The organism is Sorangium sp. So ce836 (assembly GCF_028553905.1).
Classification (GTDB): Bacteria; Myxococcota_A; Polyangia; order Polyangiales; family Polyangiaceae; genus Sorangium; species Sorangium cellulosum_D.
This window is the reverse complement of sequence record NZ_CP102233.1, coordinates 10,213,170-10,234,172: the sequence shown is the minus strand read 5'-3', so window position 1 is coordinate 10,234,172 and position 21,003 is coordinate 10,213,170. Positions and strand designations below refer to the sequence as shown.

The following is a 21,003-nucleotide window of genomic DNA, read 5'->3' as shown; positions in this document are numbered from 1 at the left end:
TGCGCCGTTCCCCGGGAACGATCGCGGTTCGATGCGAGCACGAAGGAGCGCGACGATGACGAAGAGCCAGGTCCCCCCCGTCCCCGAAGGGCAGACGTGCTTTCCTTACCTGACGGCGCGGAGCGCCGTGGAGGCCATCGATTTCTACAAGCGCGCTTTCGGCGCGCGCGAGGACCTTCGCGTCACGATGCCCGACGGGCGGATCGGCCACGTCGAGCTGTCGATCGGTCGAGGCCGGTTCTACCTGTCGGACGAGTATCCCGATCTCGGCGCCGTCAGCCCCGCGACGCTGGGGGGCACCAGCGCGAGCGTGGTCGTCTACGTGGAGGACGTGGACGCGCTCACCGCGCAGGCCGCCGCGGCGGGCGCGACGATCGAGCGACCGCCGCGGGACACGCCGTTCGGAGACAGGATGGCGTGGCTCCGCGATCCGTACGGCCATCGCTGGGGCCTCGCGCACCAGATCGAGGAGCTCTCCCTGGAAGAGAAGCAGCGGCGCCTCCCGGCGACGTAGCTCCGTGTCGAGGAGGTTCGAAGAGCCAGAGAGATGAACCGCAGAGGGACAGATGGCGCAGCGGGAGAGGGAATGAAACCTATCTCCCTCTTCCTCTGTGTCCTCTGTGCCTCTGTGGTTCAAATTCTTCTCCATCACGGAGCCAGGAACGTCAGGGGCATCGAGCCGCGGTGTACTCGCCGTTGGCGTCGAAACGGTCGGTCTCGGTGCCGCTCAGCCGGACCACGACGTTCGCGGCGTCGATGCTCACGATCTCCAGCATGCCGGACGTGAAGATGCCGCCGATCCGCGAGCAGTCGCCGTCGCCCCTGTCGGGGCCGTTTACATGATAAAGCGATAGCAGATAAAAATTCTCATCGCTGAAATCGATGATGCCGGGCACCTGCAGCGTAGGGGGAATACGGAAGCTCACGCGCCAGTCGCCGCATTCGAGCGCCGCGTTCGGAGCCGCGCAGGAACGCGTCGGGGCGCCGATGATGACCATGAGATCGTCCGGATCGGGGGAAGGCCCGCCGCCCGTGGCGGAGCTGCTCCAGGGGTCATCCGGCGGCTCGGGGAGCTGACTCCCGAGGAGCGCGATCGCGCCGGCCGTCGCCGACTCGGGGCCGCCCCCGGTGCCGAAGTTGCCGCCGCTCCCGACCGGCGAGCCGCCCCCGGTGCTGGAGTTGCCGCCGCTCCCGACCGGCGAGCCGCCCCCGGTGCTGAAGCTGCCGCCGGCGCCGCCGCTGCCGGTCCCATTGGCGTCATCATCGGGTCCTGCCGCATGACCGCTGTCGTCGCCGACCTCGACGAAGGCGGTGCATCCGGCGCCGAAGGTCTGGAGCATCATCAGCCCAAAGAACAATGAAATGGATGGGTTCGCGAGGCGTCGCATTCCTGTCTCCCCGGGCCTGTCAGCGCAGCCCGTTGTCATCCCCCTGCCCTTTATGGCCGCGAGGGCGAGAGCCTATGAAAGAAAATCGATGCCGGGCGCGAATCGCGGGGAACCAGGGATAATTCAGGGGAAATCGACGCCGAGCAGGACGTCCGCCGTCCCGGCGAGCGGCGCCATCTGGAAGATCTCGCGATCCCGGCCCTGCGCGTCGATGTAATAAAAGGTGTCGCGCACGAGCGGCACGATCAGCCCGAGGCCGCCGCCCGCGGTGAGCGGGCCGACGAGCCGCCGGGTGAGACGGACGTCGAGCGCGCCGCCCGCGGTCAGCCGCTGGTCGGCGCGGTCGACGCCGAACCCGAGGCCGCCGACGCGGAGCGCGCCGAGGCGGGCGCCGGCGCACGCGGAGAGCCGCGTGGCGCTCCCGAGCGAGACGGGGCACGCGGACACGAACCCCTCGCCCCAGGAGAAGCGCGCCGTGGAGGCGCCGGTGGTCGCCTCGTTCGGGAACCAGACGGCCCCCCCGACCTCGAACGACCAGAACCGGGGCGGCGTGAGGCGCGCGCGGATCGCGGCGGCGGCGCCGGGCGAGGGCAGCAGGCCGAGCCCGAAGAGCGGACCGGCGCCGACCTCGACGCGCCACGGCGCCGGCGGCGGCGGCGGAGGCGTCGGCGGCGGGACCGGGATCAGGATGCGCTGCACGACGACCTGCGGCTGCGAAGGCGCGGGCGTGGGCGGCTGCGCTGGCGGCGGCGCCGGCGCTGCCGGAGGAGGCGGCGCGCTGGGGGAAAGGCTCGCGCTGGGGTCGATCATGAGCGCGATGGCCAGGGCGAGCTCGTCGTCGATCGCCCCGCACCGGGGCGACGCCGTGGCGATCTCGCGCGTCCCGAGCAGCGCGCCGTCCGCGTCGGCGACCGCGATCACCGCGCGCCACCCGCCGGAGCCGCCCGGCTCGACGCGCCCCTCGATCGTGAGGTCGGCCCGGGCGGCCGAGACGAGCGCCGCGCGCCCGAGGCGCGCCTCCACCGCCCGCGCGAGCGCGCGCGCCGCGACGCACGCCTCGGCGCCCGCGAGCCGGACCCAGCTCAGCGACGCCGTCTGCTCCCCGGAGGACGCGCGCGCGGGGCGCGCCGCAGCGACGAGCGCCGCAGCGAGGAGCGCGAGGCGTGCTGCGCGGCGCGCCATCACCGGCCCGGCAAGGCCACGATCCCGACGTAGGTGGGCTCGGGGACGGCGGTGACGCGGCCGGTCGGCTCGAGGGCGCCCGTCGCCTCGTCGACCCGGAACGCGACGATGCTGTCCGAGTCCTGGTTCGCGACGAGCATCAGCGCGCCGGACGGCGAGAGCTGGAAGTGGCGCGGCGTCATGCCCTGCGTCGGCGCGTGGCCGACCGGGGACAGCGTCCCCCGGTCGGGATCGACGGCGAAGATGGCGATGCTGTCGTGGCCGCGGTTCGAGCCGTACACGAACCTCCCCGACGGGGAGACCTGGATCTCGGCGCAGGTGTTCCCCCGGCCGCTCACGCCCTCCGGCAGCGTCGAGACGGTCGCCACGGCGGAGAGCGCCCCGCGCGACGGGTCGTAGCTCAGCGTGGTGATCGTGTCGGCGGACTCGTTGATCACGTAGGCGAACCGGCCGTTCGGGTGGAAGTCGAGGTGCCGGGGGCCCGCGCCGGCGGCGAGCGCGACGGCCGCGGGGTCGTTGGGCTCGACCTGGCCCATGTCCGCGTCGAACGTGAGCTGGGCGATGGAGTTGAGGCCGAGGTTTGTGACGAAGGCGAACCGGTTGTCCGGGTCGGTCACGAAGTGGTGCGACCTCGGCATGCGCCCGTCGAAGGCGATCTGGTCGACCGCTTCCCCGAGCGCGCCGTCGTCGCCGACGGGGAGCACCGCCGCCGTGCCCCCGCCGTAGTTGGCGACGAGGACGAAGCGCCCGGCGCGATCGAGCGAGAGGTGGGCAGGGCCCTCGCCCTGCGAGGATGCCCGGTTGAGGAACGCGAGCGTCCCGTCGCCCGCGTCGATCCGGAACGCGGCGACCGCGCCCGACATCTCGCCGTCCACCTCGCCGAGCTCGTTCACGGCGAAGAGGCGCCGGCGGGCCGGATCGACGGCGAGGAAGGTCGGGTTCATCTCGGCGTCGAGCGGGCCCTCCACGGCCGAGAGCGCGCCGTCGGCCTCGTCCAGGCGGAAGACGAAGATGCCCTTGTGCCCCCCGACATAGACCAGGGGCGCGACGGCAGGCGGCGCGCCGCCCGCGCCACCGCCCGCCCCGCCGCTCGCGCCGACGCTGCCCGCGCCGCCCGTGCCGCTGGCCGTCGTGGCGTCGCCCTGGCTCATGCCGCCGCCGCCCCCGGAGATCCCCGCCGTCGCGCCGCCGTTCGCGGGGCCATCGGCGGATCTGCCGCATCCGAGCCACAGCCCAGCGGCCAGACAGAGGAGGAGGGGCTGCATCGATCGGTCGACGTTCACCGGACATGCGTTACCCCCGGCCGGCGCCGCGGGGCAAGCGCCACGGCGCTCGTCAGGCTCGCCCGCGCAGCGCCCCCGCGGCGGCGCCGAGGAGCGCGCCGGCCGCGATCGGGAGGCCGTGGGCGAGGGCGACGTGGAGGAGATCGTCGAGCTCGCAGTGCGTCCCGAGGCCGACCACCACCGCGAGGCCGCACAGGGCGCCGATCGCGGCGCCGCGCCACGCCGGGGCCGAGAGGAACGAGCGGCGCAGCACGAGCGCCGCCAGCGCGAACGGCACGAGCCCGGTGCCGACGGCGCTCGCGATGCACCTGAGGTGCAGCTCCAGCGGCACCGGCGGATCGGCCACGCGCGACGTCGCGACGGCCGCGGTCAGGAACCCGACCGGCACCGCGGCGACGAGCGCCTGGAGCGCCCGCACGCCGGCCGGCAGGCCCCGGGCGCGCGGCCTCAGCGCGAGCAGCAGGCCGAGGCCGGAGAGCGCCGCCCCGACGGCGAGCGGGACGGCGACCCCGGGAGACCCGAGGTCGTCGCGGAAGCCCTCGATCCAGCTGAAGATCAGGATCCAGGCGAGCCCGACCATGCCCGCGATCAGGGCGCGGCGCTCGCGCGCCGGGCGCGTCAGCGACGGCTCGGCCGGCGCCGCCGCCGGGGCGGGCGGCGGGCGGGCGACGAGGTGGGCCGCGGGATCGGGGATGTCCCCGATCCCGCTCAGCAGGTCGCGCTCATTCGCCATCGGCACCTCCCCGGACGCCCGGCTGCCCCTTGCCGCGGCGGTCGCTCCGCTCCGGCCTCGCGGCCGCGGGCCCGCCGCCCCTCTCTCCGGCGCGCTTCTCCGCGCCCCTGCCTTCGCCTGGCTCCGCCTCGGGCTGCCCCTTGAGCTCCTCGAGCGCGGCGCGCAGCGCCTCGTAGGCGCGGAAGGCGCGGAGCTTCACCGCGGTCCCGGTCGTCCCCAGGATCGCCGCGGCGTCCTGCACGCTCAGGCCCTCGTACCGGATCAGGATGAACGCCTCGCGCTGCGACGCCGGGAGGCGCGCGAGCACGCGCTCGACCGCCCGCGCCGTCTCGGTGGCGATCGCCACCGCCTCGGCGTCGGCGCCGCGCGCGTCCGGCGGCTCCGCGCCCGGATCGCTCGGGAGCCGCTCGGTGCTGCGGTGCTTCTGGGCGCGCGCGTGATCGACGTACACGTTTCGCGCGATGGCGTACGCCCACGGCGTGACGGCGCCGCCCCGGGCGAAGGTCGATCGGGCGCGGTGCATCCGCAGGAACGTCTCCTGCGCCAGGTCGCCGGCGAGCGTCTCGGAGCCGCACATCCGGGCGAGGTACGCGAGGAGGCGCGCCGAGAGCGCGCGGTGCAGCTCGGTGAACGCGCGCGCGTCGCCGCACGCGTACCGGTCCATCGCTGCGTTCAAGGCGAGCTCGTCCATGGCGCCTCTGACGGCATACACCGTCTGCGCGCCGGCGATTAGCACGGCGCCGCGCCCGGCGCGCCGGTGGCCGGCGCGCGCGACGGTCCGAGGAGCGCCCCGCGCTCGGCGAGGTCGCTCAGCAGGGCCGCGGTGCTCTCCAACACCGGGCCGTCGACCGGGTGCCCCAGCGCGGCGCAGCCCTGGACCACGGCGTCGCCGAGCGCCGCGCCCGCGAGGAGGCGGTCGAGGATCTCGGCCGCGAGCGGCGTGAGCTCGAGGAAGCGCACGTCGAGCGCGGGGTCGCGGTAGACGAGCAGGCGCGTGGGCTCGCGGGCCGGCTCGTCGCGCGCCGACTCGGCGCCTTGCAGCCGGTGGACCGCGTGTTCGTGGCGCGCGAGCGCCGCGGCCCGTTGGAAGCGCACGCCGCGGTCGAGCGAGAGCGCCTCGCCGGGGGCGGGCGCGCCCGGCGTGTCCGGTCCGCCCGTCGCGCCGGGGCCGCCCGTCGCGCCCGGGCTGCCCGTCGCGCCCGGGCTGCCCGTCGCGACGGCCTCTTCCTCGTCCGGCTCGGCGCACGCCGCCGCGAAGGCGGCGAGCTCGTGGCGCGCGAGATCCGCGAGGTAGGCGGGCACCTCCGGGTCCTCGACCCAGCGCGGCGCCGCGAAGGCCACGAACGCGAAGGCGACGTCGCGGAGGTAGCGCGACCGGGGCAGCTCCGCCTCGAGGAAGCGCGCCGCGTCCGCCTCGAACCGGGCGCCGAGCCGCGCCGCGGTCCGGGGGATGCCGGCGCGGATCGCGCCGGTCAGCCCGCGGCGGACGAGGCTCCGGTAGAGCAGCAGCCGCCTCGGCGGGAGCGCGGCCATCGCGTCGAGGTCCGGTCCCTCGAGCCCGGCGCGGGCGAGCCACGCGCGCGCGTCGGCCGCGATCGCCTCGGCGTCCGGCGCGCTCACGCTCGCCTGGAGCGCCCGCTGCAGCGCCGCGAGCTCGGGCGGCGGCTCGTGCGCCGCCTCGCGCGCCACGCTCGCGCCCGGGAGCTCCGGCGGCGGCTCATCCATCCCCGCGCGCGCCGCGCTCACGCCCGCGCCTCGCGCGCGGCGAGCCCGCGCCGGTACGCCGCGTCGACCTCCGCGAGCTCGGCGAGCAGCGCGTCGAGCGGCGGCACGTCGTTGTCGCGCTCCAGCACGACCGGCACCGGCCCGGTCCGCGCGACCGCGCGGGCGAGCAGGTCGAGCACCGGCTCGACGACCGGCGCGCCGTGCGTGTCGAGGAAGACCTCCGCGTCGTCGCGCCATTCGTGCCCGGCCACGTGCATCGAGACGACGCGTGCGGGTGGAATTTTCTCCAGGTACGCGACCGGGTCGAAGCCGTGGTTCCTGGCGTTGACGTAGACGTTGTTCACGTCGAGCAGGAGCCCGCAGCCGGCGCGCTCGAGCACCTCGACGAGGAAGTCGGCCTCGTCGAGCGAGGCGCGGCCCGGGGCCAGGTAGTAGGTGATGTTCTCGATGGCCATGGGGCGCTCGAGCCGGTCCGCGGCCTCGCGGATGCGGGCCGCGGCGTGGGCGGCGGCCGCGGAGGTGAGCGGGAGCGGCAGGAGGTCGTGCAGGAACCTGCCGTCGACGCCCGAGAAGCAGAGGTGGTCGCTGTGGAACGGCGGGTCGAGCCGATCGACGAACCCGCGCAGCGCGCGCAGGTAGCCGTCGTCGAGCGGATCGACCCCGCCGACCGAGAGGGTGAGCCCGTGCGTCAGGATCGCGCGGTGCTCCCGGACGCGCGCGATCGCGGCGGGGTAGTAGCCGCCGCGGCGCATGTAGTTCTCGGGGGAGAGCTCGAAGAAGGGGACGGCCAGCGCCGCGCCGCGCGCGCCCTCGTCGGGCGCCTCGAGGGCCGCGAGCACCTCGTCGAGGAACTCCCATCGGAGCCCGAGGCCGACGCCGGTGAGCGCGCTTTCGGTCATGGGGGCGCGGGGCGGGCGGGGCCGACCGGGATCAGGCGCAGGTGCCCTGGCCGCAGCCCGCGTGGCCGGGCTTCTTGGCGGCCGCCTTCTTCGCGGCGGGCTTGGGCGCGGCGGTCGGCGTGGGCGGCGTGGGCGCGGTGGCGGCCGGGGTGGCCGTGGGCGCGACCTGCGGCGAGGTCGCGGCGGACTGCGCGTCGCTCGGCGGCGCGGCGGACTCCGGCGCGGCCGGGGCCGCGGGGACGTTCGCGCCCGCGGCGGCGTCGCCGGAGGTCGTCTCGGCCGGCGCGGGCTCGGCCGGCGCGGCCGGGGTCGCCTCTTGCTCGGCGGGGACCTCGGTCGCGTTGACAGGCGCCTGCGCGGCGCCGCAGCCGCCCATCAGCAGGGCGCCGGCGCTCAGCGCGGCGAGGGTCTCGTAAATGCTCTTCTTCGACAGCATCGTGTGGCTCCTCTGGTTGTCGTCGTGACGGGCCTGCGCCCACTACGGGCGAGGCGTGATCCGGTTTCCCGGCGGCGCACGGAGCGCCGTGTCATCTCAGAGCCGCCGCGGCGCCGCAATGGCTCCCGGGCAGGCGGCGGCCCGCTCACCGCGCCGCGCTGGCTCCCGGGCAGGCGGCGGCCGGCTCACCGCGCCGCGCTGCCCGCCGGCGCCGCGGCTGCCGCCGGCGGCGGGGTCGCCGCGCCGGCGGTCGCGGTGAGCTCGAGCGACACCGCCGCCTCCTTGGCGACCTTGGGCGCCAGCACCTCGAGCGTCTTCTGGGCGAGCTTGCCGAACGCCTCGCGCGGCCGGACGTCGTGCTCGGCCAGCCCGACCGAGAACGGCTTCGCGGTCTTCACGGTGACGCCGGCGGGCCTGTCGCCCTCGTACCGGAACGTGGCGATGAGCTCCACGGTCTTCGGGGCCTGCCGCTGGTGCAGCAGGAGGTCGCCCGACGCGGTGACGGTCACCGTCCGCTCCGCGCCGGACAGCTTCGAGAGGTCCTTCTCGCCGGAGGTCGAGATCGACCGGATCGCGAACTGGGCCCTGGCGTTCTTCTCGCGGACGTCGTCGGGCGTGTCCTTCGAGATCTCGAGCCAGGTGCGCGCGTGCTCGTTCTGCACGTCGCTCTTCTTCTCCTCGCCGGGCTTGCCGTCGTCACCCACGGCGGTCTGGAAGAGCTCGAGCGTGGAGAGGTCGACCGTGATGAGGCCCGTCGTCTTCGTGATGTCGGTGGGATCGACCTGCAACGTCCCCCCGGCGGCGCCCTCGATCCGGCCGCGGATCTTCTCTCGCGGCGCATCCATCGCGAGCTCGACGTTGCTGCGCGCCCGGTCGATCGCGAAGGCCGCCGCGGCGGGCGCCTTCGCTTCCGGCGCCTTGAGCTCGGTCGCGGCGGGCGCGAGGGGTTGCGCCTCTCCCTGGCAGGCGGCCGCGCCCGGGGCGGCCGCCGCGAGCACGACGAGGAGCAGTGTCCTTGTCCGGATCGTCTTCACGCTCGTCTCCTGGATTTCATGGGGTTGGTGCTCGCGGCCGTGATCACGTGGCGCTCTCCACTGGAGCAGGAAGGTAGGAAGACGGGAAGGGCGATCGGGGGCTGCCCGGTCTGCCCGCCCGTTCGCTCGATGTCACCGTTGACCCGAGCGATGCCGTGGCCGCGGGCGGCGTCCGATCCGGGCGAGCGGTGGCTCGGCGCGCCTCGCTTGATGCTGCGTACGGGTTTACGTGCGAGCGGCGGAGCGGTTTCGGCGGCGGATGCGGCCGTGAGGCGGCGCCCGCGGGCGTGCGTGCGGCGCGGGCGAGGGCGTCGAGCCCGGGATGCACAGCCGCGCGTGGCGTGCGGTGTGCACGAGGCGGTCGTCGGAGGCGGAACCGGTCCACCGGGGGGGAGAACTGCAATGAGCACGCGACGATTCGCGGCGTCGGCCATGGCTGCCGCCGCCCTGATGGGGCTCGCTGGCGCGGCGGAGGCGCAGGGCGCGGGGCGACAGGACCAGCGCGATCGGCCGGCGGGCAACGTCCCTCCGGCGGATCAGCCGCTCATCCGGCGCATCCCCGAGCCGACGATCGCGGTCGAGGGCGGCTTCGGCATGCTGGGCTACCTGGGGGGGACCGCGGGCGTCGGGCCCACCTGGAACGTGCGCGTGACCGGGAGCATGTCGCCGCGCGTGGCCGTCGAGGCCAACTACATCGGCTCGGTGAACCAGCGGCCGACGATGGGCCGGTCGTTGGTGTTGACGTCGCTCGACGCGGGGCTGCGTTACAACGTCTTGCGCGCCGACGAGGCGATCGTGCAGCCGTTCGTGGTCGCGGGGCTGGGTTACGCGGGCTGGGCGGGCGAGGGAGGCGATGCGTTCGCGCTGACGGTGCCGGTCACCGTGGGGGTGGAGCGGCTGGTCACGCGCAACGTCAAGCTGGGCGCCCGGTTCAACTTCCGACCGGCGTTCTTCGACGACCTGACCGTCCGGGGTGCGGCGAGCCAGACGGGCGGCGACAGCTGGGCGCTGCTCGCGCACGGCGGCGGCGCGTTCTGACCGGGGTTGAGGCGGGCCGGTCCGACCCGGGTTGAGGCGGGCGGTCCGACCCGGGTTGAGGCGGGCGGTCCGACCCGGGTTGAGGCGGGCGGTCCGACCCGGGTTGAGGCGGGCGGTCCGACCCGGGTTGAGGTCGGTGACCCAGGTTGAGGTCGGCGACCCAGGTTGAGGTCGGCGGTCCGACCCGGGGGCCTCCGGCGGCCCAGGCAAAAGCGCCGGACGACCTCATTCCGTGGAGTAGTCTGCCGGGCGCGCTGGTCGGCGACCTGCCTTTCGGCCCCCGGCCCAGCCTCACCCACGGAGAACGACGGCATGAACACGCGCAGCTGCTCGCCCCGCCAGGGCCTGCTCTTCTTCTTTACGGCGTTCGCGCTCGCCGGGAGCGCCGCCTGCACGCCCCGGCAGCAGGCGGCCCAGGGCACGTCGACGACGGCGACCGGCCCGACCCCGGAGCGCGACTGCTCGGTCGGGCCGCTCCTGGATTGCCCCGAGGGCCAGCTCGACGGCTGCGCCAACGGGACCACCTCGGTGCACCGGTGCGTGGAGGCGGGCCCAGGGAAGTGCCTCGACATCCGGGCCGCGCTCGTGAAGTGCCAGGAGGGCGAGATCCTGACCCACGAGGGCTGCCCCGAGCCCGCCTACATGCAGCGCTGCGCGCCCAGGCCCACGCAGCAGCAGCAGCCGTGACCGGCGGCCCATCCGGGGGGGGGCGCGGGCCGCATCATCGACCGATAAACATGTAGCTACGAAGGCTTACGCCCCGATCTCCCCGCCGGGAGCTTCGTGTCCGAGATCACCGGCCCCCCCTCGTACGACCCGGCGCCGCCCTCGCTGCCCCAGCTCTCGACCTCGCCGGGGGGCGCGTCCTCTCGCTCGCCGGAGGACGTGATCGGCCCGCGCACGCCGGGGACGTCCGCCTGCGGGTGGGGCAGCTTCTCCTCGCTGACCTCGCGTTCGGGACGCGGGGCGCCCAGCTGGTCGCGCGTTGTCTCGTCTCCCATGTTTCCTCCTTCCGGAGGCCTCTGGGGCCGGCGCGCTCGATCGTCCACTCCCTCCCGGGGCGGCCGCCCCGGCGCTGACCGCGGGCTCCCCCGCCGCCGGCCTACCCCTCGGCGCTCCCGATGGGGATCGTGAACCGGAACGTGGTCCCCACGCCCACGCAGCTCTCCACCTGGATGGTCCCCCCGTGCGCGACCACGAGCTCCCGGGCGATGGCCAGCCCGAGCCCGGTGCCCTTGTAGCCGTTCCGCTGGCCGCGCCAGAACCGCTCGAACAGGTAGGGCAGCTCGTCCTCCGGGATCCCCGGCCCCGTGTCCGCCACCGAGAAGACGACGTGCTCCTCCCGGTGCTCGCACCGCACCGTGACCGACCCCTGGGCGCCCGTCACCTTGACCGCGTTGCTCAGGAGGTTCGAGAGCACCTGGAGCACGCGATCTCGATCGCACACGACGAGCGGGACGTCCTCGGTCGACGCCACGCCCAGGTGGATCCCCTTCTCCTGGGCCTGCGGCTCGAACGTTTCGACCGCCTCCCGGCTGATCTCCCGCGGGTCCTGCGGCTGCCGGCGCAGCGCCAGCCGGCCGGCGCGCAGGCTCGCGAAGTCGAGCAGGTCGTGGAGCAGCCGATCCATCCGGTGCGCCGACCGCTGGATCGCCTGGATCGCCTTCGCGTCCCCCTTTTCCCCCCGCGCCGCCGCGCGCTTGGTCACCACGGCGGCCGCGGTGATGATCGCGCTCAGCGGGTTCCGGAGGTCGTGGGACACCGTGGCGAGCACGTTGTCCCGGAGCTCGATCGCCCGCTGCGCGGCCTCGTAGAGCCGGGCGTTGTCCGCGGCGAGCGCCGCCCGCTGCGCCAGATCGTGCGCGACCGCCAGGTCCGCCTCGTCGTAGATCCGCCCGGACTCCGCGGTCGCCAGGGTGATGCAGCCGAACGTGCGCCCCCGCGCCACCATCGGGACCACCATGGCCGACGTGATCCCGAGCGCGCGGACGAGCCGGCCGAAGGCGGCGTGCCCGCCGAGCGAGGCGAGCAGCGGGTGCGACAGGTCCCGGACGAGCTCCGGGCGCTCGCAGCAGAGGACCTGCTCCATCAGCGCCGTCAGCGCCGGGGGCGGATCCATCTCGCGGAAGAGCGCGCGCGCCCTCTTCACGGTCTCCGGGTCCGCGTGCGTCACCGTGACCCGCCGCGCCGCCTCGAGCTCCGGGAGCGTCTGGATGACGCACCAGTCCGCGAGCTCGGGCACCGTGAGGCGGCCGAGCCGGTCGAGCGTGCCCTGGAGATCGAGGCTGTCGCTCAGGGCGGCGCTCGCGGCCGCGAGGAAGCGCTGCCCCTGCTCGGCGCGCGTGCGCTCGGTGATGTCGAAGAAGGTGACGACGCCCGCCGAGACGCGCCCGTCCGGATCCCGCACCGGCGACGAGCGCACGAGGATGCGCCCCCACGTGCCGTCGCCGCGGAGGATGTCGATCTCCTCGTCGTTCACGACCTCGCCGGTCGTGACGGTGCGCGCGAGCGGCCACTCCCACGTCTCGTACGGCTTGCCCGACCGCGGGTGGAAGCCGCGGCCGGTGTAGCCCTCGATGCTCTGGATGCCCTCGAACGACTGCCGGAAGATCTCCGTGGCTTGCCGGTTCGTGAGCAGGACGCGCCCCGTCTGCCGCTCGCCGATGATGAGCCCCGCCGGCATCTGCTCGACCACGGTCGCGAGCAGCGCGCGGGCGTCGTCCGCCTGGTGCCGCGACGCGCGCTCCTTCGCGACGAGCTGCGCCTGCACGATGATCCCGGTCGCCCGGCTGGTCATCGTGCGGAGCATCAGCATGTCCTCTTCCGAGAACTCCTTGGCGTTGCGGGAGCCGAGGATCGCGACGCCGATGGCGTGCCCCTCGTGGAGCAGCGGCACGCCGTAGACGGCGCGCAGCCCCCTCGACCGGATCTCGCGCGCCGTCACGGGCAGGGCCGGGAGCGCGGCGTCGAGCGAGGTGGGCCCGCGCAGCGCGAGCACCGCGCGGGCGAACTCCCGCGTCGCATCGAGCGGCGGGCCGAGCAGCGGCCCATCGTCGAGCCCGGCCGTCGCGTGCACCTCGAGGCCGTCCCCGAGCAGGACGATCGCCACGTCCACGGCGGCCGCCGCCTCCCGCGTCGCGCGGATGAGCGCCTTCAGGAAGGTGCCCAGGTCGCTGCTGCCGAGGGCCGCCGTCGAGATCGTGTCGAGCGCCTGGAGCAGGCGCACGCGCGCCTCCTGGTAATGCGACACGGCGCCCGCGATCGCCTCGTCGATCGCCGCGTTCAGCCGGATGAGCTCGCGCCCGCCGTCCCCGCCGCCGTCGCGCTCCCAGAGCTCCAGGATCACGGCGCGGAGCGCCGCGTACTCCATCACCACGTCGGAGAGGTCGTACCCGTGGGCCAGCCGGTTCAGCGCGTGAAGCCCGGGCATGCCGCGGAGCTTCCGGTCGATGGAGGCGTCTGCGCCCTCGCTCCCCGTGGCCTCGGCGATGTACGCGAGGACGCTCGGGATATGGTCGGTCAGCATCGTATCCGACAGCCGCCGCGCCGGGCTCAGCGCTTGGACCCGCTGCTTCCACTTCTCCAGGACCGCGTCGTGGTGGCGCTGGATGAAGTCGGAGAGCCGCTTTGGGTTCGGTCTACCGAGCTGCTCCATCGAGGTCCTTACGATAGCGCGAAACCTTGAGCACGTGTTCACCTCGCGCTCCGCGCCGAGTCGCGCTGGCGCGCGGGCGTCGCTCCCGGGCGGTGCCCGCGCCGTCAGCTCCGGATGCCTGGCGCCTCGTGTCCGCTCTGGGCCACATACTCCAGGTATCCGCCGCCGTAGACGCGCGGCCCGTCGGGCAGGAGCTCGAGGACGCGGTTGGACAGCGCGGCGAGGAAGCGGCGATCGTGCGAGACGAACAGCATGGTGCCCTCGAACGAGGCGAGCGCCTCGACGAGCATCTCCTTGGTCGCCATGTCGAGGTGGTTGGTCGGCTCGTCGAGCACCAGGAAATTCGGCGGATCGTAGAGCATGATCGCGAGCACGAGGCGGGCCTTCTCGCCGCCGGACAGCACGCGACACGGCTTGTCGATGTCGTCGCCGGAGAAGCCGAATGCGCCGGCGAGCGTGCGGAGCGAGCCGATGGAGGCCTGGGGGAAGGCAGCGACGATGGACTCCCAGACGGAGCGGGTCGGGTCGAGGAGCTCCATCGCGTGCTGCGCGAAGTACCCCAGCTTGACGCTGGCGCCGACGCTCACCTGGCCGGCGTCCGGCGCGGAGGCCCCGGCGATCAGCTTGAGGAGCGTGGACTTGCCGGCGCCGTTCACGCCCATGACGCACCAGCGCTCGCGGCGGCGGATCAGGAGATCGAACCCGTCGTAGATGGGGCGGTCGCCGAACGACTTCTTGACCCCGTCGAGCCGCGCCACGTCGTCGCCCGAGCGCGGGGCCGGCTTGAACTCGAAGCGGATGGTCCTCCGCCGCTTCGGCGGCTCGACCTTGTCGATCTTCTCGAGCTTCTTCACGCGCGACTGGACCTGCGCCGCCTTGGCGGCCTGCGCCTTGAAGCGCTCGATGAAGCGCATCTCCTTCGCGAGCATCGCCTGCTGGCGCTCGTACTGCGCCTCCGCCTGCTGCTCGTTGATGGCCCGCTGCTGCTCGTAAAACTCGTAGTTGCCCGAGTAGCTGGTGAGCTCGCCGCCGTCGATCTCGATGATCTTGGTGACGATGCGGTTCATGAACTCGCGATCGTGCGAGGTCATGACGAGCGCCCCTGGATACTGCTTCAGGTACCCTTCGAGCCAGATGATCGACTCGATGTCGAGGTGGTTGGTCGGCTCGTCGAGCAGGAGCGCGTCGGGCCGCATGAGGAGGATGCGCGCGAGCGCGACGCGCATCTTCCAGCCGCCCGAGAGGGCGCCCACGTCGCCATCCATCATGGCCTGGCTGAAGCCGAGGCCGGCGAGGATCTCGCGCGCCTTGGCGTCGAGCGCGTAGCCGCCGAGCTCTTCGTAGCGGGCCTGCGCCTGGCCGAAGCGCTCGATCAGGCTTTCCATCTCGTCCATGCGCTCGGGGTCGGCGAGCGCGGCCTCGAGCTCGCGGAGCTCCGCCGCGACGACGGAGACCGGGCCGGCGCCGTCCATGGTCTCGGCGACGGCGCTCCTGCCCTTCATCTCGCCGACATCCTGGCTGAAGTAGCCGATGGTGACGCCGCGGTCGATCGCGACCTGGCCGCCGTCGGGCGCCTCTTCCTTGGTGATCATCCGGAGGATCGTCGTCTTGCCGGAGCCGTTCGGCCCCACCAGGCCGACCTTCTCGCCGCGGTTCACCGCCGCGGAGGCCTCGAGGAAGAGGATCTGCTTACCGTGCTGCTTGCTGATGGAATCGAGGCGGATCACGAGGGGCGCTGCCGCGGAGAGGCGGCTCCTTTCCGCGCACGTATACCAGACGGCCCGTCGCGCGACGTGGCAATTTTTCCGCCGCAAGGAGGTGACCACACCGGCGGCTGGCCTGTGATAAATCCACGTCGTGTGCGCACCTTGGGATGGAGAACTTTGCTTATGAGAGCTCGATTTTCTCTGTTCGTATGCGGAATCTTGGCTGCGGCCGCGAGCGGCTGTGGTGACGACGCCGGTTCTCCCGGATTTTCCTCGGAAGGGGGCGGCGATCCGGGCGGCTCCACCGGGGGCCAGGTCGCCACGAGCAGCAGCGGCGGCGCGGGCGCGAGCGGCGCGACGGGCGGGGCGACGACGGCGAGCGGGGCGACGACGGCGAGCGGGGCGACGACGGCGAGCGGGGCAGGCGGCGAGGGCGGCGGCGGGTCCGGAGGGGGCGGGCCCGGGGCGGGGAGCGGCGGGGGCGGCGGGGGCGGCGACCTGCGGATCTGCCCGGGTGGGCCGTATGCGGCCGATCCGCTGCCGGCGAACCGCAGGGCGGAGCGGGTGCGCGGCGGGTTCGACTACGTCGAGGGGCCGGTCTGGGTCGCCGAGCTCGGCGCGCTGTTCTTCTCGGACATTCGCCGCATGCAGCAGAACCAGCCGCCGCTCAACGGCCCGCCGGCGACCCTGCGCCGGTTCACGCCTCCAGGCTCGTTCGACGTGTTCATCGAGAACAGCTCGACGAACGGCCTCGCCCTGTCCACGGATGGGAACCTGATCGCGTGCACCCACGACACGCGCGGCATCTCCGCCTTCGACCTCGGCACGAAGGCGCGGCGCCCGGTGGCCGAGGGCTACCAGGGCAAGCGGTTCAACTCGCCGAACGACGTCGCCGTGCGGGCCGACGGCAACGTCTATTTCAGCGATCCGGAGTTCCAGCTCACCGGCTGGCCGGAGCTGCCGACGGCGGTGTACCGCGTGTCGCCGTCCGGCGAGGTGAGCGTCGTGGGCACGATGAACGAGCCGAACGGCGTCGCGCTCTCGCCCGACGGGCGCGTCCTCTATGCCACCGAGTTCAGCATCGGCCGGATCCGGCGATATCCGCTGGACGAAGGCGGCGCGCCTGGCCCCTCCTCCGATTTCGCCTCGAACCTCGAGAAGGCCGACGGCATGGGCGTCGACTGCGCGGGCAACCTCTACGTCGGGTGGAGGGGCGGCGTCGAGGTCCTCGCGCCGAACGGCGCCAGGCTCGGCACGATCGAGGGGATGATCGAGGCGTCGAACGTCGCGTTCGGCGGGGTCGATCGGAAGACGCTCTACATCACGGCGGGCGACTCGCTCTATTCGATACAGATGAACATCCCCGGCTATCCCGACTGAGGGCGCGGCCCGCCGGGCGGATCCATCCGATTCGACGCGAGGCGCAGGGCGCAAAGCAGCGGAGAAGGAGCGGCGGGCCTTGCCACCTCGCGCGCGCGAGGGCAAAGGGCCCGCATGAGCAAGGTCCAGATCCTCTCGTATTCCGGGTGCAGCACCTGCAAGAAGGCCTTGAAGTGGCTCGGCGAGCGCGGCGTCGACGTCGCCGTGCGGCCCATCGTCGACGAGCCGCCGACGGCCGAGGAGCTCGCCCGATGGATCCCGGCCAGCGGGCTCCCGGTGCGCCGGTGGCTCAACACGAGCGGGCAGAGCTACCGCGCCCTCGGCAAGGCGCGGGTGGACGCCGCGAGCGACGCGGAGGTCGCGCGGTGGCTCACCGAGGACGGGAAGCTCGTCAAGCGGCCCGTGCTGGTGAAGGGGAGCCGGGTGCTGGTGGGCTTTCGCGAGGACGACTACGCCGCGCTGTTCGGCTGAGACGTCAGCGTTCTTTTCCGAGCCGGGCCAGGCGTTCGATGTCTGGATCTGACGACGTCGCCTCTTGCCGGTAGGCGCAGGGAGGGCGCCTCAGGGCGCCGAGGTGAAGCGGCCTTGCCGGACCTGGCTCAGCTCGAACGAGCTCTCCGGGTCCAGGGTCTTGTCCGTCGCGCCGCTGCGCGTGCGGCTGATCACGACGTCCACATCGCAGCTCTCGGGCTTCTGCGAGCTCGTCGCTTCCAGCTCGTCCGCGCCGATGGTGTACGTCCCAGGATCGCCCCCGACATCGAACGTCTTGGAGAAGATGCATTTGCCGTCGACGTGGATCACCATGTCGTCGCCCGACCCGCTCGGCGCCCACGTGATCGTGAGGTCCTCGCCGCGCGGGACCGGATCCTTGGGCAGCGCCTCGAGGTCGAACGGGTCGGGGAGCGTCCCGGTGTTGTTCGGCGCGTCGTCGTCGTCCTCGCGGTCCAGCCGCACCGTGAACTCGGTGCCTCCCTCCCCGAGGTTGAAGTGGGCCACGTAGACACCGGGGTCCTCGGAGGACATCTCGACCTCCTCGCCGTCCGCCGTCGCCGAGATCCGGTCGCCCGTGCTCAGGATGACGTAGGTGTTGCTCTCGTCGCCGCCCGCCTTGAGGGTGGCCTTCACGCTCGTCGACGACGCGCTCTCGGCGGTCGCCTCCAGCGTCGCCGAGATCCCTCCGGTGCGGATCTGCTTCGAGTCGAGCGTCTCCGTGCAGCCCGCGAGCAGCCCAGAGGCCGCGAGCCCGAACATGGCCATCGTGGTCTTCGTGATCATGAATTGTCCTTTCCTCATCGCCATACCTTCCCGCCCGGGCGCGCCGGCCTGTAGTTTTTTATTGATGCTACACCGGATCCTGTCCATCGTGTCCACCGACGAAGCGCACGTTTTCGACGCGTCGGGGAGATCCCGACGTGGATTCACCTGCATCGACGCCACAACCTGGGTGCAAGCGGGGTGCAAGGCGACGCCGCAACCTGGGTGCAAGCGGGGCGCAAGGCGACGTGAGCCCGCCGCGGCCGCGCGGACATGCGCAGCGTGATGGGCGCCGCGGGCGCGGCGTTACGGCGCGGTTGCGCCGGCGGCGACGGGCGCGGGCTGGCTCACCACCGGCTCTGGACCGCGACGCCGCCGCCGCTCGGCCCGGCGAGCAGCGACCAGCTCACCGTCCCGGCCTGCAGGCGGCGCGCGGCGCTGGCTTGCGGGCCGGACGGGGACGGCTCCGTCAGGAAGAGCAGCACCGCCGCGCCCGCGAGCGCCGCCCCGGCGCTGAAGCCGATCGTGCTCACCGTCCCCAGGTCCTTCGCGCGGTCGCCGGCGGCCTTCGCGACGGCGGTGTCGCATTCCGCCACGCCGGGGCCGACGTCCTTGCAATCCTTGTTCGCGCGGCTGCTCTCGTTGAGCGCCATCCATCCGGTCACCGAGCCGACGATCAGCCCGCTCACCGCGAGCCCGCCCGCCACGTACGCCAGGACGCGCTGGCCGCTGGGCCCGGACCCCTGCGGGGCCCCCGCGGCGCCCTTCGCGCCGTTCGCGGGCGGCGCGCCGAGCGGGTCGGGCGGCCGAGCCGCCGGCTTGTCGGGCGGAGGCGCCTCGGGGGGGAGCTGCACCTCGAGCGCGATTGTCTTCGCGTCGGACCTGTCGATCGTGAACCGCACCTCGTGCAGCGGCCCCCCCGGCGCCCTCGTCGTCACGACGTGCTCTCCCGGGTTGACGGGGAGCGGAATGCCGAGGGCAGGCCCCTCGAGGGTGATGCCGTCGCGCTGCACGACCGTGCCCGCGGGCGCGTCGTCCGGCAGCGACAGCGTGAGTTGCGGCACGAGCGGCGCGAGCGTGTCGCGCTGCTCGATCGCGACCTTGTAGCGCTCGATCTGCTGGAGCTTCTCGGCCTCCGACATGCGGGAATACAGCGCCAGAAAGTCGTTGTAGCGCGCAACGGCGGTGGCGATGCGCCCCCACTGGGCCTCGCACTCGGCGAGGGTGAACAGCCGACCTGGGCGAGGATCGAGCCGATAGCTCTCGGCGAGGGCAGGGCAGCCTTTCGAATGCCGGCCCGCCAGCATGTCCGCGAGACCGCGGTTGAAGAGCGACTCGGCCACGGCCACGGTGTCGGGTTGCGCGCTCGCCGGAGCGGTGAGAGCAATGCTCAGCAATCCGCTCACTACAGGCGCAGACCAGGCGAAGCGCATCGGTGGATGCATGAGATACCATTCCTGGTATCGCCGCAGGCAAGAAAACGGCCCTCCGCCGTCGCCGCGTCGGCGCGGGTGCTGCGTCAGTCCGCCGAGTAGAGCGATTCCCGGGGCTTGGCCGAGGAGGACGTCGGCGGCGCCGGCGTGCGCGCCGCGCTGGACGACGGCGCTGCGCTGGACGACGGCGCTGCGCTGGAAGGCGGCGCTGCGCTGGAAGGCGGCGCTGCGCTGGACGACGGCGCTGCGCTGGAAGGCGGCGCTGCGCTGGACGACGGCGCTGCGCTGGAAGGTGGCGCTGCGCTGGAAGGCGGCGCTGCGCTGGACGACGGCGCTGCGCTGGAAGGCGCCGTGGCGCGAGGGTGCGGCGTCGCGCGAGGCGGCGGAAGCGCGTCGTTCGCGCTCGCGGACGCTGCCGCGGCGACGGGCGCCACGTCGCCGTCCTCGTGCGGCGCGGGCGTCGCGGGCGCCGCGAGATTTGGCGCTGCGGGCGGCCCGGAGGCCTCGCGGAGAGCGGGCACCGGCACGGCCGATGGGAAGGGCGGTGTGGAGATCGGCGGGGCGGGTGCCGCCAGGGCCGCCGGCGCGTCGGCCGCGCCGGCGCCACCCGGGGCAAAGCGCGCGCCCCCGCCCAGCGAGGCGAAGGCGATGGCGCCGCCGCCGATCAGGGCGACGGCCGCGATCGCGACCGTGGACCAGCTCCGCGGCGACGTGGCGGCGACCCTCGTCTCCAGGCCCGTGTTGGAGGACTGGGCGGGCGCCGGCACCGATGAAGCGGGCCCCTGGTGTGCACGCGGGAGCGGCGTGTCCAACACGGACAGGCGCGACGACTTCGCCGGCGCGGGCGCGATGTCGAAGACCTCGGCGAGCGCCTCGACCGCGGCGGATGCGGTCGGAAAGCGCGCCTCGGGGTCGCGCGCCGTCGCCTTCGCGAACCACGCGTCGAAGGCCGGGGGCAGCTCCACCCCGTCGGCCGTCGCGCGCGCGCACGCGGGCTCCTGCGGGCCGTACATCGCGATCACCGCGAACGCGAGCGTGTTGCTGAACTCCCGCATGTCGTTGAGCCAGTAGGCCTTGCCGACGAGGAGCGTGTACGCGATCATGCCGAGCGCGAAGAGGTCGGCGGCCTTCGAGATGGACGCGCCGCTGAACTGCTCAGGCGCCATGTAGAGCGGCGTCCCGAGGGCCGCGGTCGTCGCCGAGTCGAGCGCGGTCTCCGCGACGAGCTTGGCAATGCCGAAATCGAGCACCTTGATGCGGAACTCGTCGTCGTCGCCGAACGCCGCCAGGAACAGGTTCGCCGGCTTTAGATCGCGGTGGACGACCCCGGCGGCGTGCGTCTTGTCGAGGGCGATCGCCGTCTGGCGCAGGTAGGCGACGGCCTCTTCCGGCGACAGGCGCCCGAGGCGGCGGATGCGCTTGCTGAGCTCCTCGCCGCGGAGCAGCTCCATGACCAGGAACGGCATCCCGGTCTCCGGGTCGATCCCGGCGTCGAACACCTCGACGATGTGCTCGGTGGCGATGCGGGCGGCGACCCGCGCCTCGAGCTTGAACCGGGCGTGGAACTCGGGGTTCTCGGCGAGGTGCGGGTGCATCACCTTGAGCGCCCGACGGCGCTCCGTCTCGATGTGCACGACCTCGTAGACCGCGCCCATCGCTCCGGTCGCGATGCAGCGCACGACGCGGTACCTCCCTGCAAACAGCCTCCCCTCGATGAAGTTCAGCGACATGGGTCCACCGCGTCGATCGAGCTTACACCATGAGGTCGGACGGCTGCATCCAGGAATGATCGTCGCATGTCCGCCTACAGCGCTCGGCCGGTGTAGGCGGCGCTGGCGCGATCCGTGCGCTCTCTTC

The 21,003-nt window shown here is 73.5% G+C and carries 20 protein-coding genes; 5 read left to right on the top strand and 15 right to left on the bottom strand.

Annotated elements, in window-relative coordinates:
- Positions 1-55 precede the first annotated feature (55 nt).
- The gene (locus tag NQZ70_RS37190) at positions 56-514 is read left to right on the top strand and encodes a VOC family protein (RefSeq protein WP_129578470.1); all 459 of its coding nucleotides are present in this window, start codon (positions 56-58) and stop codon (positions 512-514) included.
- A 151-nt stretch (positions 515-665) separates the two neighbouring features.
- Here NQZ70_RS37190 and NQZ70_RS37185 read toward each other — a convergent pair whose 3' ends face one another.
- From NQZ70_RS37185 to NQZ70_RS37145, 9 genes are all read right to left on the bottom strand, one after another.
- Complete coding sequence (locus NQZ70_RS37185) at positions 666-1,343, bottom strand: hypothetical protein (protein ID WP_165374359.1); 678 nt, start codon at positions 1,341-1,343, stop codon at positions 666-668.
- 168 nt (positions 1,344-1,511) lie between these two features.
- Complete coding sequence (locus tag NQZ70_RS37180) at positions 1,512-2,570, bottom strand: hypothetical protein (RefSeq protein ID WP_207217587.1); 1,059 nt, start codon at positions 2,568-2,570, stop codon at positions 1,512-1,514.
- On the bottom strand, positions 2,570-3,853 hold the full coding sequence (locus tag NQZ70_RS37175) for a lactonase family protein (protein WP_129578466.1): 1,284 nt from the start codon (positions 3,851-3,853) through the stop codon (positions 2,570-2,572). The genes NQZ70_RS37180 and NQZ70_RS37175 overlap by 1 nt, the downstream gene beginning before the upstream one ends.
- 52 nt (positions 3,854-3,905) lie before the next feature.
- Complete coding sequence (locus tag NQZ70_RS37170) at positions 3,906-4,586, bottom strand: NrsF family protein (RefSeq protein WP_129578465.1); 681 nt, start codon at positions 4,584-4,586, stop codon at positions 3,906-3,908.
- On the bottom strand, positions 4,576-5,262 hold the full coding sequence (locus tag NQZ70_RS37165; protein ID WP_237244384.1) for an RNA polymerase sigma factor: 687 nt from the start codon (positions 5,260-5,262) through the stop codon (positions 4,576-4,578). Before NQZ70_RS37165 ends, NQZ70_RS37170 begins: the two co-directional genes overlap by 11 nt.
- 53 nt (positions 5,263-5,315) lie before the next feature.
- A complete protein-coding gene (locus NQZ70_RS37160) occupies positions 5,316-6,332 on the bottom strand; it encodes a putative DNA-binding domain-containing protein (protein ID WP_129578463.1) in 1,017 nt (338 codons plus the stop codon).
- The gene (locus NQZ70_RS37155; protein ID WP_129578462.1) at positions 6,329-7,210 is read right to left on the bottom strand and encodes a DUF692 domain-containing protein; all 882 of its coding nucleotides are present in this window, start codon (positions 7,208-7,210) and stop codon (positions 6,329-6,331) included. The genes NQZ70_RS37160 and NQZ70_RS37155 overlap by 4 nt, the downstream gene beginning before the upstream one ends.
- Before the next feature lie 31 nt (positions 7,211-7,241).
- The gene (locus tag NQZ70_RS37150; protein ID WP_129578461.1) at positions 7,242-7,646 is read right to left on the bottom strand and encodes a hypothetical protein; all 405 of its coding nucleotides are present in this window, start codon (positions 7,644-7,646) and stop codon (positions 7,242-7,244) included.
- Positions 7,647-7,831: 185 nt separating this feature from the next.
- A complete protein-coding gene (locus NQZ70_RS37145; RefSeq protein WP_129578460.1) occupies positions 7,832-8,680 on the bottom strand; it encodes a hypothetical protein in 849 nt (282 codons plus the stop codon).
- Between the two features lie 402 nt (positions 8,681-9,082).
- On the opposite strand from NQZ70_RS37145, the gene NQZ70_RS37140 reads away from it, so the two are divergent.
- Both NQZ70_RS37140 and NQZ70_RS37135 read left to right on the top strand, forming a co-directional pair.
- Positions 9,083-9,718: a hypothetical protein gene (locus tag NQZ70_RS37140; protein ID WP_237244383.1), complete on the top strand. Its 636-nt coding sequence runs from the start codon at positions 9,083-9,085 to the stop codon at positions 9,716-9,718.
- A 312-nt stretch (positions 9,719-10,030) separates the two neighbouring features.
- A complete protein-coding gene (locus tag NQZ70_RS37135) occupies positions 10,031-10,405 on the top strand; it encodes a hypothetical protein (RefSeq protein ID WP_129578459.1) in 375 nt (124 codons plus the stop codon).
- A gap of 56 nt (positions 10,406-10,461) precedes the next feature.
- Here the strand turns inward: NQZ70_RS37135 and NQZ70_RS37130 are convergent, their stop codons facing one another.
- The 3 genes from NQZ70_RS37130 to NQZ70_RS37120 all read right to left on the bottom strand — a co-directional run bounded on the left by NQZ70_RS37130 (position 10,462) and on the right by NQZ70_RS37120 (position 15,100).
- Positions 10,462-10,719 (bottom strand): hypothetical protein, encoded by a 258-nt coding sequence (locus NQZ70_RS37130; RefSeq protein ID WP_129578458.1) that lies wholly within the window; start codon positions 10,717-10,719, stop codon positions 10,462-10,464.
- Positions 10,720-10,820: 101 nt separating this feature from the next.
- Positions 10,821-13,373 carry an ATP-binding protein gene (locus tag NQZ70_RS37125; RefSeq protein ID WP_129578457.1) on the bottom strand — a complete coding sequence of 851 codons (2,553 nt, stop codon included), beginning with the start codon at positions 13,371-13,373 and terminating at the stop codon, positions 10,821-10,823.
- Positions 13,374-13,477: 104 nt separating this feature from the next.
- A complete protein-coding gene (locus NQZ70_RS37120) occupies positions 13,478-15,100 on the bottom strand; it encodes an ABC-F family ATP-binding cassette domain-containing protein (RefSeq protein WP_129578456.1) in 1,623 nt (540 codons plus the stop codon).
- A gap of 198 nt (positions 15,101-15,298) precedes the next feature.
- Here NQZ70_RS37120 and NQZ70_RS37115 point away from each other — a divergent pair, with 198 nt between their 5' ends.
- Positions 15,299-16,459 (top strand): SMP-30/gluconolactonase/LRE family protein, encoded by a 1,161-nt coding sequence (locus NQZ70_RS37115; RefSeq protein ID WP_237244382.1) that lies wholly within the window; start codon positions 15,299-15,301, stop codon positions 16,457-16,459.
- Positions 16,460-16,573: 114 nt separating this feature from the next.
- Positions 16,574-16,930: an arsenate reductase family protein gene (locus tag NQZ70_RS37110; protein WP_020739063.1), complete on the top strand. Its 357-nt coding sequence runs from the start codon at positions 16,574-16,576 to the stop codon at positions 16,928-16,930.
- A 90-nt stretch (positions 16,931-17,020) separates the two neighbouring features.
- Here the strand turns inward: NQZ70_RS37110 and NQZ70_RS37105 are convergent, their stop codons facing one another.
- From NQZ70_RS37105 to NQZ70_RS37095, 3 genes are all read right to left on the bottom strand, one after another.
- A complete protein-coding gene (locus tag NQZ70_RS37105) occupies positions 17,021-17,734 on the bottom strand; it encodes a hypothetical protein (RefSeq protein WP_129578454.1) in 714 nt (237 codons plus the stop codon).
- A 326-nt stretch (positions 17,735-18,060) separates the two neighbouring features.
- Complete coding sequence (locus NQZ70_RS37100) at positions 18,061-19,119, bottom strand: hypothetical protein (RefSeq protein ID WP_237245700.1); 1,059 nt, start codon at positions 19,117-19,119, stop codon at positions 18,061-18,063.
- A gap of 113 nt (positions 19,120-19,232) precedes the next feature.
- Positions 19,233-20,876, bottom strand: a complete 1,644-nt coding sequence (locus tag NQZ70_RS37095; RefSeq protein WP_129578452.1) for a serine/threonine-protein kinase — start codon at positions 20,874-20,876, stop codon at positions 19,233-19,235.
- Positions 20,877-21,003 lie beyond the last annotated feature (127 nt).